The 15,732-nt window shown below is 38.9% G+C and carries 15 protein-coding genes; 13 read left to right on the top strand and 2 right to left on the bottom strand.

Annotated elements, in window-relative coordinates; translation table 11 throughout:
* The first annotated feature begins 510 nt into the window (after nt 1-510).
* The 11 genes from BLT30_RS13905 to BLT30_RS13955 all read left to right on the top strand — a co-directional run bounded on the left by BLT30_RS13905 (nt 511) and on the right by BLT30_RS13955 (nt 11,328).
* Entirely contained in the window at nt 511-1,359 is an 849-nt protein-coding gene (locus BLT30_RS13905; RefSeq protein ID WP_089874132.1) for a fumarylacetoacetate hydrolase family protein, read from the top strand.
* A gap of 50 nt (nt 1,360-1,409) precedes the next feature.
* On the top strand, nt 1,410-3,200 hold the full coding sequence (locus tag BLT30_RS13910; protein ID WP_089874133.1) for an FAD-dependent monooxygenase: 1,791 nt from the start codon (nt 1,410-1,412) through the stop codon (nt 3,198-3,200).
* 10 nt (nt 3,201-3,210) lie between these two features.
* Entirely contained in the window at nt 3,211-3,612 is a 402-nt protein-coding gene (locus BLT30_RS13915; RefSeq protein WP_089874134.1) for a nuclear transport factor 2 family protein, read from the top strand.
* A gap of 30 nt (nt 3,613-3,642) precedes the next feature.
* Nucleotides 3,643-4,350 carry an EthD domain-containing protein gene (locus BLT30_RS13920; RefSeq protein WP_089874135.1) on the top strand — a complete coding sequence of 236 codons (708 nt, stop codon included), beginning with the start codon at nt 3,643-3,645 and terminating at the stop codon, nt 4,348-4,350.
* Between the two features lie 119 nt (nt 4,351-4,469).
* The gene (locus BLT30_RS13925) at nt 4,470-4,883 is read left to right on the top strand and encodes a nuclear transport factor 2 family protein (RefSeq protein WP_089874136.1); all 414 of its coding nucleotides are present in this window, start codon (nt 4,470-4,472) and stop codon (nt 4,881-4,883) included.
* 72 nt (nt 4,884-4,955) lie between these two features.
* On the top strand, nt 4,956-5,552 hold the full coding sequence (locus BLT30_RS13930; protein ID WP_089874137.1) for a VOC family protein: 597 nt from the start codon (nt 4,956-4,958) through the stop codon (nt 5,550-5,552).
* Between the two features lie 51 nt (nt 5,553-5,603).
* Nucleotides 5,604-5,891, top strand: a complete 288-nt coding sequence (locus tag BLT30_RS13935; RefSeq protein ID WP_089874138.1) for a YciI family protein — start codon at nt 5,604-5,606, stop codon at nt 5,889-5,891.
* A 23-nt stretch (nt 5,892-5,914) separates the two neighbouring features.
* Entirely contained in the window at nt 5,915-7,897 is a 1,983-nt protein-coding gene (locus tag BLT30_RS13940) for an acetoacetate--CoA ligase (RefSeq protein WP_089874139.1), read from the top strand.
* Nucleotides 7,898-8,005: 108 nt separating this feature from the next.
* Complete coding sequence (locus tag BLT30_RS13945) at nt 8,006-9,691, top strand: FAD-dependent oxidoreductase (RefSeq protein ID WP_089874140.1); 1,686 nt, start codon at nt 8,006-8,008, stop codon at nt 9,689-9,691.
* A 93-nt stretch (nt 9,692-9,784) separates the two neighbouring features.
* Nucleotides 9,785-10,540, top strand: a complete 756-nt coding sequence (locus BLT30_RS13950; RefSeq protein ID WP_089874141.1) for an SDR family NAD(P)-dependent oxidoreductase — start codon at nt 9,785-9,787, stop codon at nt 10,538-10,540.
* Nucleotides 10,541-10,563: 23 nt separating this feature from the next.
* On the top strand, nt 10,564-11,328 hold the full coding sequence (locus BLT30_RS13955) for an SDR family NAD(P)-dependent oxidoreductase (RefSeq protein WP_089874142.1): 765 nt from the start codon (nt 10,564-10,566) through the stop codon (nt 11,326-11,328).
* A 15-nt stretch (nt 11,329-11,343) separates the two neighbouring features.
* On the opposite strand, the gene BLT30_RS18210 is transcribed toward BLT30_RS13955, so the two are convergent.
* Nucleotides 11,344-11,517, bottom strand: a complete 174-nt coding sequence (locus BLT30_RS18210) for a hypothetical protein (protein ID WP_175487182.1) — start codon at nt 11,515-11,517, stop codon at nt 11,344-11,346.
* Here BLT30_RS18210 and BLT30_RS13960 point away from each other — a divergent pair.
* The gene (locus BLT30_RS13960) at nt 11,495-12,646 is read left to right on the top strand and encodes a lipid-transfer protein (RefSeq protein ID WP_245707189.1); all 1,152 of its coding nucleotides are present in this window, start codon (nt 11,495-11,497) and stop codon (nt 12,644-12,646) included. The two genes, BLT30_RS18210 and BLT30_RS13960, sit on opposite strands and share 23 nt — an antisense overlap.
* 16 nt (nt 12,647-12,662) lie before the next feature.
* On the top strand, nt 12,663-13,733 hold the full coding sequence (namA, locus tag BLT30_RS13965; protein ID WP_089874144.1) for an NADPH dehydrogenase NamA: 1,071 nt from the start codon (nt 12,663-12,665) through the stop codon (nt 13,731-13,733).
* A 252-nt stretch (nt 13,734-13,985) separates the two neighbouring features.
* Here namA and BLT30_RS13970 read toward each other — a convergent pair whose 3' ends face one another.
* Nucleotides 13,986-15,194 (bottom strand): retropepsin-like aspartic protease, encoded by a 1,209-nt coding sequence (locus BLT30_RS13970; RefSeq protein ID WP_089874145.1) that lies wholly within the window; start codon nt 15,192-15,194, stop codon nt 13,986-13,988.
* Nucleotides 15,195-15,732: the final 538 nt, after the last annotated feature.

Consider the following 15,732-nt stretch of genomic DNA (forward strand, 5'->3'; position numbering starts at 1 on the left):
TAGCCTATATAACAACCAATTATCTTCAAAATTTATAAAATAGCTGAACTCCAATATCAGTGGGTGATTTTTTCATTCTGCAAATCCGGTAAAACATTCATTGGCTCGCTATCTTACCCGTTCCTATATTCCAGATATGTCATGTTATCCAAAGAACTATCAGACCTGTACTCACTGTAATTCACCCACAATTTTTCAGTGTTCTCCTTTGTTTCTGTCAAAGATTAAGAACCACCACACCTTTAAATTAAATACTCATTGAGAAAATCCTATTGAGCGATTCTACTAATGGTTATGCCATATTGTTAAATTATCAATTTATATTTTTTTAGTTATCTATGATAATTTAACAAGGATTACAGGTTTACTAAAATTATACATTTCTTATAAATAAAAAGAAACTTTCCGCTTTTGTACATTAACAGTCCGCTTTTGTACATTTTTCCATCTACCTATTATTATACTTTTGTAAAAAGTAAGTACTTACTTTAATAAAAAACAAAAAATAAAATGAAGGTATTTAGCTACAAAAGTGAGGATAAAATAGGGTTAGGTGTGCTTGTTGAAGGTAAAGCTTATGCGGTAAATACAAATCAATCCCTGAAAGAATTGATTGAAAAAAACTACTTCGATAAAGATAGTATATCGAAAGTATTATCGCCAGATAGTAAGCCGTTAGATTTTGACAGTTTAACATTAACACCTCCTGTGGTGAATCCGGGAAAGATAATCTGCGTAGGGATGAACTATGCCGAACACGTAGCTGAGGCTGGAGGAGATAACAAGGAAGAGTATCCAACCTTGTTTGTAAGGCTCAGTTCAAGTCTGACAGCCCATAAAGGGCAAATTATTCGTCCTTCCGTTTCCGAACAGTTGGACTTTGAAGGGGAACTGGTCGTTGTTATAGGTAAAAAAGGGAAACATATTCCAAAAGAAAAAGCGTTAGATCACGTTTTTGGCTACTCTATTTTTAACGATGCTTCGATAAGAGACTATCAGTTAAAGATGCCCTTGCTCACTATGGGGAAAAACTTTGACCGGACAGGTTCGTTTGGTCCGTACATCGTTACGGCAGACGAAATACCAGATGGAGCAGCTAATTTGAAATTAGAGACACGGCTCAATGGACAGGTCGTACAATCTGCCAACACGAAAGATTTGATTTTTGACGTGCCGTATTTAATCTCGCTTATCAGTGAAGGTATTACACTGGAACCGGGAGACATCATTGTTACAGGTACTCCATCTGGCGTGGGCTGGGGAAGAAAACCCCAGTTATGGATGAAACCCGGAGATACTTGTGAGGTAGAAATTGAAAAAATCGGAGTACTGGAAAACAATATTACGGATGAAACCTAAGCAATATTCTGACAAAATAAATTCTTAATAAAAAGCAAACAATCAAAATTATGAAAGAAATAAAAGTACCTGTTCTTATTGTCGGAGGTGGTGCATGTGGCCTAACTTCATCCCTTTTACTTTCCGACTTGAAAATTGAAAGCCTTTTAGTAGAGCGACACGAAAGTACATCACATTTACCCAAGGCACATTATCTCAACCAACGCACCATGGAAATTCTCCGCCAGCACGGAGTCGCAGATGACGTGGTGAAAGTCGGTTGCCCGATAGACAATATGGGAAAAATTGTATTCCGCACTTCTTTTGGAGGTGACGGAACCTTAGACGGTAAAGTGATTTATGAGTTAGACGCATTCGGGGGAAGAAGCTTGAAAGAAAAATATGCCAAAGACGGTCCCATTCTTTCCAATAACTATCCTCAATTCAGATTTGAACCGCTTTTGAGAAAACACGCAGAAGATAGAAAATATGGTCAGCTGTTGTTTAGTCACGAGTTGATAGAATTTAATCAAGATGATAATGGTATAACCGCTACCATTACCAATAAAAAAACAAATGAAACCTTTGTGGTAAAAGCAGATTATATGATTGCTGCCGACGGTGGAAAAACAATAGGAAAAAAACTGGGTGTAAAAATGGAAGGTCCAACCAATATATTGAATATGGTCAGTACCCATTTTTCAGCGGAATTGCACAAATATTGGGACGAGGAAACACTGCTTACCTTCCTGACTAATCCAGAGGGTGGTGACTCATGGAGCAGTGGTGCCATGGCTAAAATGGGTCCCAGCTGGGATAAATCAGAAGAATATGTGATTCATTTTATGTTTCGACCAGATGACCCAACCGAATTCACAAAAGAAAATATGGTGCCAAGAGTACGTCAATTACTGAAAGTACCTGACGATTTAGAAATAAATGTACATGCCATAAGCAGCTGGATATTAGAGGGTGTTCTGGCAGACAGGTATCAGTTCGACAGAATCTTCATAGCCGGAGATGCTGCACACCGCCATCCGCCTACGACCGGTTTGGGAATGAATACAGCCATTCAGGATGCCCACAACCTGGCTTGGAAATTAGCACTGGTATTGAAAAACAAAGCTGATAAATCATTGCTGGATACCTATGAAAAAGAAAGAAGACCTATTGGCATGCGTAATGTAGACTGGGCCATGTTCACTTTCTTGAATCACTTTGTAATGGATGCCGGAATAGGCTTGGTACCCGGAGCACCTGTAGAACAAAATAAAGTAGCATTCGAAGTCCTTTTTTCCGATACCCCGATGGGAAGAACCAGAAGACAACGCGTAAAAGAAACCTTTGATACACAACGTACCGAATGCCAGGCACACGACTTGGAAATGGGTTTTGTATATGAAGATGGTGCTGTTATTCCGGATGGAACGGATACCCCTCTGAGTGATCCGATGGGTTGTGAATACATCCCCACTACAAGACCGGGACACAGATTACCGCACAGTTGGCTGAAATCTTCGGAAAAAGAAGTTTCTACCCACGATTTTACCGGAGCATCTGAGAATTTTGTATTGATAACAGGTGAAAAAGGTGATAAATGGATAGACGCAGCTCAGAAGTTAATTAAAGAAACAGATCTGAATATTGAGACCGTAAAAATAGGAAAAGATACAGGTTGGAATGATAAATCCGGTTATTGGGCACTATATGGCGGCATCAACGATGACGGGGTCGTAATCGTAAGACCGGATAATCATATTGCTTTCCGTACCGCTTGTATTTCCGAAAATCCATATCAAACTTTAGAATCAGCATTTGCCCGATTATTGGGAATTTCTGTTTCCGAAACGGCTCAAGCCTAAAAACGAATTCATGACACAAGTAATAAAAAATACAGGAATTCAAACGCTTGAAAAATTTTCTACTGCATTCAAAGAAAAAGATGGAGCAAAAATTAAACAACTCTATCATGATGACGTAAGAATATGGCATGGTAGTACTCGACAGTCGCAGGATAGAGAAGATAATGTAGCATTTCTCTCCAACGTTTTCGATTTGGCTAATAACATCGAATATATAAACATTAAAAGACATGCAATTGATGGAGGTGCGGTGCAGCAACATACCTTAGTAGGAACATTTAAAGACGGTACCGAAATGCCTTCGTTGGAAGCATGCTTGGTAGTAAAGGTAAATCAGGAAGGTCTCATAACTGAAATTGATGAATATTTTGATGCTTCACAGTTCGGTGAAGTATGGAAACGATTAGCATAACATTTAGTTCAACATTAAAAAGATAAAACGATGAGCACGCAAAATGAATATATAGGATCAGCTAAAGTACTGGCACTCATTCCCAAAAGGAAAGATTTTACCGACGAAGCCTTTCATGACTACTATCGTCATCCGCACGGTACGTTGGGAAATCCGATTTCCACGATGAGGCGGTATGTGCAAAGCCACCAGATCCATACCGATTATTTAGACAATTCTCAGTCTAAATACGGAGCAGTAGCCGAATTGTGGTTTGATAGCCTGAATGATGCTTCTACTTTCAGAGAACACCCCATTATGGTAGACCACGTTATTGATGACGAACCCAATTTCGTAGATCTGGATAACCTGCAGTTTCTGCTCACCAAGGAAGACGTTGTGTATTCAAATCCTAAAGCAGGAACCGGATTATCGGCTGCTGATATGCTATTTTCTCCGGAAAACAGGCCAATATCTACTAAACTATTGCACTTCATTGGTAAAGAACACACAGAGTGGATTTCTGATGAAGATGAAAGTTTAGGATTAAGAATCGGAGCCCTGCGCCACGTAAGGTGCATACCTACTGCAGACGTCTTAGATGAAAACGCTGCTTTCATTGGAGTACGTGAGCTATGGTGGCCGACCCGAACCGCGTTTCAAAAAGGCGTCGAGGCAGATAAAGAGGCTTTTGAAAAGCTGATTAAAAAAACGGAAGGCTGCCATATCTTGTTGGCACAGGCAGAAAGATGGCGGTAATTAGTGTTCAATAAAGAAAACCGAATGAATCAAATTGAATTAATCAGTAGTCCATCATTACATACCATTCGGTAGAGCAATAAAAAAACTAAATAATTAATAATTCAAAACGTAAAGCAATGGCTGATATAGAAAAAAACAAAGAAATCGTCCGCAAAGCGGCACAGTACCTCAATGACAGATCGGTAGATAAATTATTGGATCTGCTTGGCGATGCGGAAGGCTCGTGGTCTATTCCATTCCGTTCTGACAAATTTTCCTTTGGCGGTTTCAAAGACAAGGCAGCATTCAGGGAAATCATCAGCGGATTTCTGGGCGGATTCAGCGAATTTAAATTTGAAATTAAAAATCTGACGGCGGAAGAAGACCGCGTGGTAATGGAAGCGGAATCACAGGGCAAAGGACCGGGTTCGGCATCCTACAAAAACAATTACTTACTGATTTTCTTTATCAAAAACGGGAAAATTCATACGGTAAGAGAACGATTCGACCCTTTTGAAGTACTGGAATATGTAAGCCAGTTTCCATCTTAATCAGCTAAAACTTTAAGTGAACGAGCGAAATCAACAATTAAAACAGTTATAAATTTATTTAATCCAAGTAGTATGTCAAGCAATAAAATAATCAAACCAAAACTTCATCATGTAAACTTCAATACCAATAAGTTACAAGAAATGATCGATTGGTATGCCTTAGTATTAGGCATGAAAGCAAATTTTCAAAGTTCTGCGGCAGCATTCCTTTCCAATGACGAATCAAATCACAGGATTGCAATGATAAACACGCCGCAATTAGATGATGATCCCAACAGATACCAGCACATTTCGTTTCAACACCACGCGTACGAATACGACTCACTCAATGATTTGTTAGATACCTACTTTAGACTAAAAGAACACGGAATTGTTCCCTTATTCAATTTAGATCACGGATTGACCACTTCTATGTATTATGTAGATCCTGACAGGCACATGGTCGAGCTGCAAATTGATAATCACGAAGATTGGGCTGCATCTACCATTTTTTTACAAACCTCTGAGGATTTCAGAGCAAATCCTATTGGAGTAGAATTTGTGCCGGAAGAAATGAAAGCTGATTTGGATTCAGGCTTAAGTTTAAAGGAAATTCATAAAAAATCCTATGCGGGAGCTTACAAGCCTGAAACGCCTTTTGATTTTAGCCACCTGACCACCGCATTGTAACCAATCCGGATTGACAGAACATTTGTAAGTCTATAACGAATTAAACGAATTATGTTTTTAATTAACGTCATTAACAAAAAAGCTCCTGAAGAAGCTGAAAAATATATAACAGAACACCGGGAGTTTTTGGATCAGTGCTATGAGAAAAAAAAGTTTGTAGCATCCGGAAGAATCGGGTCTCCAGCCCAGGGATTCATCATTGCCTATAATTGCAGCCGCATTGAATTGGAGCACCTCCTACAGGAAGATCCGTTGGCTGTACACGATGTGGTAGAGTACAATATTACAGAGTATAACCCTACTAAGTATGCAGCAGAATTTGAACAATTTATAAAATAATAAATTAATCGATTTTAGGAATAATGAGTTTAAACAGGGAAAACAATATTTTGTGGGAAGCTACAGAGTCATTCAATAATGGTTCTGAGATGGCTCGTTTTATTGATTGGCTCAAATCTGAAAAGCAACTCATTTTTAATGATTATGAATCTTTATGGCAGTGGTCGGTAGACAGTAATGATCAGTTTTGGCTTTCCCTGTGGGAGTTCTACGAAGTGATTTATGAAGGAGTAATAGAACAGGTTGTAACAACTGACAGTATGCCCGGAGCCAACTGGTTTACGGGTACAATCCTGAATTACGCAGAACATATTTTCAGAAATGCTGCCGATACCAGACCTGCACTTATCTACAGTGATGAAGCGGGCGAAATCCATGAAATGAGTTGGAGGGAGTTAAAAAGCAAAGTGGCTACCTTACAACATTTTCTACTCAAAGAAGGAGTGCAGGAAGGCGATCGGGTGGCGGCTTTTTTGTGCAACACACCGGAAGCTACCATCGCAATGCTGGCTACCGTTTCCATCGGTGCAGTCTGGTCGATGTGTTCTCCCGATTTTGGAACACACAGCGTGCTGGATCGGTTTAACCAGATAGAGCCTACCGTTTTGATTGCCACCACAGGTTACTCTTACAACGGTCGAAACTACAACAAATCGGAAGCTGTTACGGAAATCGCACAACAGCTCCCCTCTCTAAAACATTTGCTTCTTACGGGTCAAGACAATACAATAGCTCCCCAATCGTTTTCTATACCCGTTTCTGTATGGGAAGAAGTGGTCAATACAGAACATGATTGCGTACTCCATTTTAAAAGAGTTCCGTTTAGTTCTCCGCTTTGGGTGCTGTATTCTTCGGGTACCACCGGTATTCCTAAAGCCATAACACAAAGTCATGGAGGTATTTTACTGGAGCATTTTAAATTTTTGGGATTGCATGGAAATGTACAACCAGGCGACCGGTATTTCTGGTATTCTACAACGGGTTGGGTTATGTGGAATATATTGCAGTCCTCCATGCTTTTAGGAGCAACGGCAGTACTGTACGAAGGCAGTGTCTCCTACCCTTCAATGAGTAAGTTGTGGGATTTAGCCGAATCTGTTCAGCTCACTACTTTTGGAGTCAGTGCATCGTATATTCATTCCTGTATGAAAAAAGGCATCAGCCCAAAGGAAACGCATGATTTATCTTCACTGAAATGTATTGGTTCTACCGGTTCAGTTCTTTCTCTAAGCGGTGCTCAATGGATCTACGAACACGTAAAAAAAGATGTATGGCTGGCTTCTGTAAGCGGAGGTACGGATATATGCAGTGGATTTGTGGCAGGAAACCCGATGCTTCCCGTCTATGCCAATGCCTTACAATGCAAAGCATTGGGTTGCGGGTTATATGCTTATGATGAAAATGGAATTCCGGTAATGAACGAGCAGGGAGAAATGGTTATTACCAAGCCAATGCCATCAATGCCTATCTATTTTTGGGGAGAAAAAGATGGAAAACGTTACCACGAAAGTTACTTTGATACCTATCCCGGAGTATGGCGGCATGGTGATAATATCATCATCTATGAAAATGGTTCGGTTGAAATAACAGGCCGGTCAGATGCCACATTAAACCGAATGGGCGTGCGTATCGGTACCAGTGAAATCTATCAGTCTGTGGAAAAAAATCCCGAAATAAAAGATAGTCTGGTGGTGAATATCGAGTTGGAGAACGGAGGGTTTTATATGCCTTTGTTTGTGGTATTAAACGACAAATCGGCACTTACGGAAGATTTGAAAACAAAAATAAAGAAAGCACTGCGGTCAGAATATTCGCCAAGGCACGTACCGGATGAGATCATCGAAGTAAAAGAAATCCCATATACCTTAAGTGGTAAAAAAATGGAAATTCCCGTAAAAAGAATATTAAAAGGCGACGCGATTGACAAAGTATCTAGCAGAGATGCAATGAAAAACCCGGATTCGCTGATAGTTTTTCAGCAATTGCATAACAAAGATCATCAATAGAGCTCCACATATAACGGACTAAATATCAGATAAACGCGATAAATCAACGGTTTTGTATTAAAAAACAGTTTGTTCTTCGTTCAAATGGGTAACAATTTAAAATAAGAAATGATGAAAGAGAATCAAGAAATAAAAGAAGTGGATGTGCTGATTATCGGGTCAGGACCTGCCGGTCTTACTTGTGCAACCGTAGCTGCACAAAAAGGCTTACGTGTTCTGTTAGTCGAAAAAGCACCGGTTTTCGGAGGAACAGCAGCACAATCCGGAGGTGCTATATGGATTCCCAACAACCCGGTGCAACCACAGGTTGGGATAGAGGATAATCATACAAGTGCCGAAACATATTTAAAAAACGTACTGAAGGATAAATACGATTCCGAGCTTATAAATGCATTTTTACAATCCGGTCCTGAAATGGTTTCCTATATGGAAAAAAACACGCCTGTAAAGTTTAGCACCTTTAGATTTCCTGATTATTTCCCCGATGAGGAAGGTGCCTCTTGGGGACGCTCTCTTTTTTCTATATCGTTTGATGGAACTGTACTTGGCTCATTTGTCAAAAAAGTACGTTTGCCAATTATCGGTTATTCCACCGCATTTGGCACTATGCAGGTTTCGGCTATGGAAGCGGGGGTGTTTACAAGCGTTTTTAAAAATGCAAAATCATTTTTTACGGTTACGGGACGTTTCTTTCAATACCTGTGGCATTTAATTCGCTTTGGGAAAGGTGCTCATCTGGCCAATGGAAATGCATTAATTGGTCGATTAGTCAAGTCCAACGTAGATGCTAAGGTAGAAATGTGGCATAATGCTCCGGGATTGAGCCTGATACAAAATAAAGACCGGGTAGAAGGTGCTATGGTAGAATACAAAGGAGTACCTGTAAAAGTTATTGCAAAAAGAGGTGTTGTTGTCGCAAGCGGAGGATTTGGGGCTAATCCGCATTTAAGAGAAAAATACTACTTGAAACCGGAAGGACATTTAAACGCAAATCCGGAAGAAAATGTTGGAGATGGTATTTTAGCTGCTTTGGCTGTAGGTGCTGCTATGGGTGAGAAGAAAGAAGACCAGGCTGTATGGGCTCCTACTTCGGTGCTTAAATTCAAAGACGGTACTTATCGCCGCTATCCACACTTTGGTCCGGACCGTGCCAAACCCGGGCAGATTATTGTAGATATCAGCGGAAAAAGATTTGCTAATGAAGCAGCACCTTATGTGCCATTTGTACACACAATGAAAGAAAAGGACATCAATACTGCTTTTCTGATAGCAGACAGCAGAGCAAGAGCTAAATATGGTCTTGGTTTCGCTCTTGCAAAACCGTACCCGGATTTGGGATTTTCAAAATCAGGATACCTGATAAGTGCACCCACCATTAAAGAGCTTGCACACAAATTGAATATCAGTGCAGAAGCACTGGAAGAAACTGTAAAAACCTACAATGAACACGCTAAACAAGGCCATGACCCGGAATTTCATAAAGGAGAAAACAGCTATGACGCCAGCCAGGGAGATCCGCAGCATAAACCCAATGCAAATGTTGGTCCTTTGGAAAAAGCCCCATTTTATGCGGTCAAAATTCACCCGGGAGATGTCAACAGTTGTGTGGGTATAAAAATTAATAAAAATGCACAGGCGGTTAATGAACAGGGAGAAGCAATCGAAGGGCTCTATGCCATCGGAGTAGATTCAAACAGTATTTTTCAGGGAGTTTATCCGGGAGGCGGATCCGGTATCGGTCCGGCAATGACATTCGGATACAGAGCCGCACTGCATTTGGCAGATAATAAATAAACGATCAAGTCCGGTTTCTTAATTGGGGTGTTATAAACCATTTAACTTATTGATATTTGATTTGATAAATTTTTACAATTATATCTTAAAATTATGAGTAGATTAAAAGACAAAGTTGCCATTGTAACAGGAGGTGCACAAGGTATAGGTGAAGCCACGGTACGTGCATTTATTGCAGAAGGTGCTTCCGTAGTATTAACAGACTTAAATGAAAAAAAAGGCGTCGAGCTCGTTAAGGAATTAGGGCAAAATGCTTTTTTCATCAAGCATGATGTTTCTAATACGGAAGATTGGGAAAGAGTAATTTCTCAAACCGAAGCTCAGTTTGGCTATGTTAATGTTTTGGTTAATAATGCAGGGATTTTTGGTCCGGTTGCCAAAGTGGTTGATTTGGACAAAAAAGATTATCTCAATGCCATCAATATTAACCAAAACAGTGTGTTTTACGGAATGAAATACACCGTTCCTTCCATGCTTAATGCAGGTAAAGGTTCAATTGTAAACCTTTCCTCAATGGCCGGGATTGCAGCAGTAAACGGATTTCCAAGCGTAGCTTATGTTTCCGCTAAGTTTGCAGTAAGAGGAATGTCTAAAGCAGTAGCCGTTGAATATGCAGATAATAATATTCGGGTAAATTCTGTACATCCGGGATTCATTAAAACCCCTATGTCTGCCGCTGCTTTTACAGAAGATGATGTTATGAAAGAATTAGCTTCTAAATATGTGCCTCTGAAAAGGTGGTCTGAAGCATCGGAAGTTGCATCACTAAATGTATTTTTAGCATCCGACGAATCTGCATACATCACAGGAACAGAACTTATTATAGACGGAGGAGTTACTGCCAGTTAATTTAATTTTTAAATAGTATAAAAATGGGAAAGTTAAAAAATAAAGTTGCTATCATAACAGGTGCAGCATCCGGTATTGGAAAAGCACAGGCTTTGCTTTTTGCAAAAGAAGAAGCAAAAGTCGTAGTAGTGGATTTAAACCTTGACGGTATCCAAGATACGGTAAGTGAAATCAAAGCAAAGGGTGGCCAAGCGATAGGCGTTCAGGCCAACTTGACTAATGATGATGACATATCCAATTTGGTAGAAAAGGTCATTTCTGAATATGGAGAAATATCCATATTATTAAATACTGCCGGTCTTTTTGATCAGTACAAAAGTTTATTGAATACTGATGAAAGTTTATGGAATAAGATGTTGGATGTAAATATTACCAGTTTATATAAGATTACAAGCAAGGTATTACCACATATGCTGGAAAAGAAATTTGGTGTTATTGTAAACATAGCTTCGGGAGCCGGCTTAATTGCGGGTGGTGGTGGTATAGGCTACACCTCGACAAAACATGCGGTCATTGGATTTACAAAACAATTGAACTTTGATTATGGTACACAGGGAATACGTGCTAATGCTATAGCTCCTGGTTTGATAGAAACTCCTATGGTAAAGGCCGTTATTGACGATCCGAATTCAGGCGTAATGGATGCCGTAAGTAAACTTCCTGCTGGAAGATACGGTCAACCTGGTGAAGTTGCTGATTTGAGTCTTTTTCTCGCATCAGATGATTCTCGCTACATATATGGTGCAGTAGTGCCTATTGACGGAGGTTTACTTTCTACTTTAAGGTAACACAGCTAATATTCATTAAGCAGATTCTTCCCATTCACTGACTGACAAAATATCCAGCAGAGATGCAATGAAAAATCCGGATTCGCTCAATTTTTTCAGTTCTTTCAAAACAACAGTAAAATAAAACAACAAAATGGCAAATAAAGTAATTATCGCAGGAGTGGGAATGACACCCTTTTCATCTCCCAAAGCAGGTATTCCTTATACACAATTGGGAGCAGATGCTGCCCGTATGGCATTGAAAGATGCCGGTATAGATTATGATAAAATCCAGCAGGCATACGTGGGCTGGGTATACGGAGATTCTACCGCAGGACAAGCCGTGCTGTATGATTTAGGGCTGACAGGTATTCCCATCATCAATGTCAATAACAATTGTGCAACAGGATCATCCGCCCTGTTTCTTGCCCGTCAGGCAGTAGAAAGTGGTGTAGTAGAATGTGCACTGGCATTAGGTTTTGAACAGATGTCCCCGGGTGCTTTGGGCAGTGTGTTTAATGACAGGGTTACGCCTTTGTCACGCTTTGAATCCATCGTGGAAGAGCAATTCCCCGAGGCAAAAGAAGTACCTATGGCGATTAAATTGTTTGCAGCAGCCGGATATGAATACCAGGAAAAATATGGTACTGAAACCGAAATCTTTGCCCGTGTACGCAGCAAAGCCAGTCAGCACGCCATCCATAATGAACGTGCTATCTTCAGAAAGCCGGTTTCGGTAGAAGAAGTAATGCAATCCCCATCCATATTTTTGAACGTGACCCGTTTGCAGTGTTGTCCGCCTACCTGTGGTGGAGCTGCCGTAGTTGTTTGTACCGAAGCATTTGCCAGAAAAAACGGGCTAAAACAAAAGGCTGTCATATTGGGTCAGGCATTAACCACCGATTATCCGGGAACGTTTTATGATCATTCTATGATGAAAGTGGTAGGTTACGACATGACAAAAAGTGCCGCAGATAAAGTATATGAGCAGGCAGGATACGGACCCGGTGATGTAGATTTGGTTGAATTGCACGATTGCTTTACAACCAATGAAATCATTACATACGAGGCACTTGGTCTGTGTGAGGAAGGAGGAGCAGCGAAATTTGTATTGGACGGAGATAATACTTATGGAGGAAAAGTGGTAACGAATCCATCCGGAGGATTACTTTCAAAAGGACACCCTTTGGGAGCAACAGGACTTGCCCAAATCAGCGAGTTGGTATGGCAGCTTAACGGAGAAGCGGGTGACAGACAGGTTGAAAATGCCCGAATAGCCTTACAGCATAATATCGGTATCGGTGGAGCTTGTGTGGTAACGATGCTGGGAAAAGCATAAATAGAAAAATTTCATTATGTCAGCATTATTCAGTCCTTTACAAATTAAAGATGTACAATTTAAAAACAGAATAGCCGTATCTCCTATGTGCCAATATTCGGCTGAGGATGGTTTTGCAAATGATTGGCACCTGGTACATTTGGGAAGCAGAGCTGTGGGAGGAGCCGGATTGATTATGATGGAAGCTACCGCTGTTTCAGAATCAGGAAGAGGTACTCCTGCCGATTTGGGAATCTGGAAAGACGAACACATTTCGTTTCTTAAATGCATTACCACTTTTATAGACGAAAATGATGCTGTAGCAGGCATACAGCTGATACATGCCGGAAGAAAAGCCAGCCGGAATGTTCCTTGGAAAGAAAATATTCCCTTAGCCCGTGCAGATGGCGGTTGGCAGGTGTATGCACCCAGTGCCATACCTTTTGGAGAAAACAGTCCGGTACCCGAAGCATTGACAAAAGAGCAGATTGCTGAAATTGTAAAAGACTTCGGGAAAGCGGCCTTAAGAGCACAAAAAGCAGGTTTTAAGGTATTGGAAATCCATGCCGCACACGGTTATCTCATTCACGAATTTTTATCCCCTGTTTCCAATCAGCGTATAGATAAGTATGGCGGTTCGTTTGAAAACCGGATACGTTTTTTATTAGAAATAATCGAGGAAATACATAAAAACTGGCCGCAGAATCTTCCTTTATTTGTAAGGATTTCAGCTACTGATTGGTTATCTGAAGGCTGGAATGAAAATGATTCTGTGGCTTTAGCAGTCATTTTAAAAACGAAAGGAGTAGATCTCATAGATTGTTCTACCGGAGGGATTCTTCCGACTGTTTCCATACCCGTAGAGCCATTGTATCAGGTAAAGTTTGCTGATATAATAAAAAAGGAATCGCTGATAAAAACGGCTGCTGTTGGTTTGATAACCTCTGCCATTGAAGCAGAAGCAATTGTAAAAAACGAGCAGGCCGATTTGGTTTTTATTGCCAGAGAATTGCTCAGAAATCCTTATTTTCCAATTGTTGCAGCACAAGAATTAGGTGTAGATCTAACCTGGCCAAATCAGTATGCAAGGGCTAAACTCAGAAAGTAGCCTCAATCAGAACAAAACTGACAAAAAATCAGCAGACTCGAAAATAAAAAATGAAATTATTGACTAAACAAAGTGGCGTTACTATCAAAACCATAAACCCTCATGTTTAAAGAATTTCTGATTTGGATTATAGTTCAATAACATTTTGAAACAATAGGTTTAGATTAAATCTATTTACGTAATATCAATAATACCAAAAACATCGTTTTTTGTTTTTTTTAGAAGTAAGATTTATATAATTTTTTAGTTGCATTACAACTTCTTGATTTCAACATTCTTGATTTCTCCCGTTTTAACGTCTTTCAATACAAGTAATGCCGTTTTTTTATCAATTTTATTATTAGATTTTACTATCTCACAAAAGTCCATATTTTGATAATCAATAGTATCAAATTTTAAAATTTCGTCTCCTACATTTACTTTATTTTCTAAAGTTGTATCCCAAATAATTCCTACAACAGCTCTCTCATTTTCAATTATAGGGTCGACCGCCCATACACCTCTCTCTAAATTTATTTCTGAGATGTTTTCATAAGGTTCTATGTAAAACTTTTTATTTTTATAGTCTAATGTTACTTTTCCATAATTTAGAATTTCTGAACCAAATCTCGATGTTGTATAAGTTGTTTTTGTAGTTATGTTATTTAACTTTAAACCATTTACTTCTAATATTGGAATATTAACTGCATAATTGGTCATTTTTTCTGCTGTTCCGTGTAGTCCTGCCGAAAAAGATCCGTTATTTTCTGCTAAAGTTCGAATTATATCTAGTTCAGAAATGATATGCTTGTAAGCATCGATTGATAGTAAATACAAACCATCATCACCAGTATCGAATAGAATTTTTTCGTTAGCAACAAATTTTCCTTTTTTTAATTTAATCTGTACAAATGGATTACTCTGATGAGATCTCAATTCCATATCATTTGAATTTTTCTTTTTTAAATTTAATGATTTAGGATTATCGGAAAGTGTAATTGTTTTCTCTTTAGAATTAAACTGTATTACGGAATTACGAAGCAAATTGCTGCCAATAATACCTTCTACATCAAAACATTCAAAAAGCATTCTTGAATCTTTTGATACCAAAGCAGGAATATCTTTAAAAACCAGTTCATTAAGTTTCGTCTCAGATAGAGAAACAACCTTTAGGCTGTCTTTCAGTCCTGATTGGTCAATTACTTCGACTGCTCCTAATAATTTTGGATTTATTTCAGAATATAAATTTTCTGTAATAATTGTTGATGCCCCTGTATCAAGGATGAATTTTCTACTCTTTTTATTAATAACTACTTCTATTATAATTTTTCCTTTGACTTGCTTGTAAGGAATTGTTGTCAGATATTGTTTTTGCTCTACATACCCTTGGTTGGCATTAACTGTATTTTGAGCGTACAACAATGTATTAGATAGTAAGAAGAATGAAAATAAAAGCCACTTAAATTTTACCGTTTTATTCATTAGGTTAGAGTTAAAAATAGAAATGATTATTCAAATTTATGAATAATCATCATTTCTATATAATTATATTTGTTAAAAGGCAAAACGAATACCAACTCCAAGAATCAATTTTTAGCAAACAGCACGATAATGGCAAAGTTGACAAGTGACTTTGCTTTTTTATATTTTGAACAGACAAAAGACTAAAAATAAGGGAATCCACTAATAAAAGGTTTTGTAAGATTGAGGGTTAAAGTTTAACGTGCAATTTTTTTTTATATATTTGGTGTTTGCTGCTTAACCAGAAAGTTCTTACTCCTTAAGTCTGCAATTTCGCAAAGCCTTACTTTTAGTGGTGAGGCTGCCAAAAAAACACTCAAATTCCAAAACCTAGACAAAATGAGCCAATTAGTAAATGAAATTATTTCGACAAGTATTCAAGTTGCAGTTTTTACTTTGATACCTTTTATATTCTTTCTTTTCAGAAAAAGCAAAAAAACTACATTTCTAAACTATATTGGGCTTTATAAACCAACATCCAAGTCTATAGCTTACGCAC

This window comes from Epilithonimonas hungarica (genome assembly GCF_900102265.1).
GTDB classification, from domain to species: domain Bacteria; phylum Bacteroidota; class Bacteroidia; order Flavobacteriales; family Weeksellaceae; genus Epilithonimonas; species Epilithonimonas hungarica.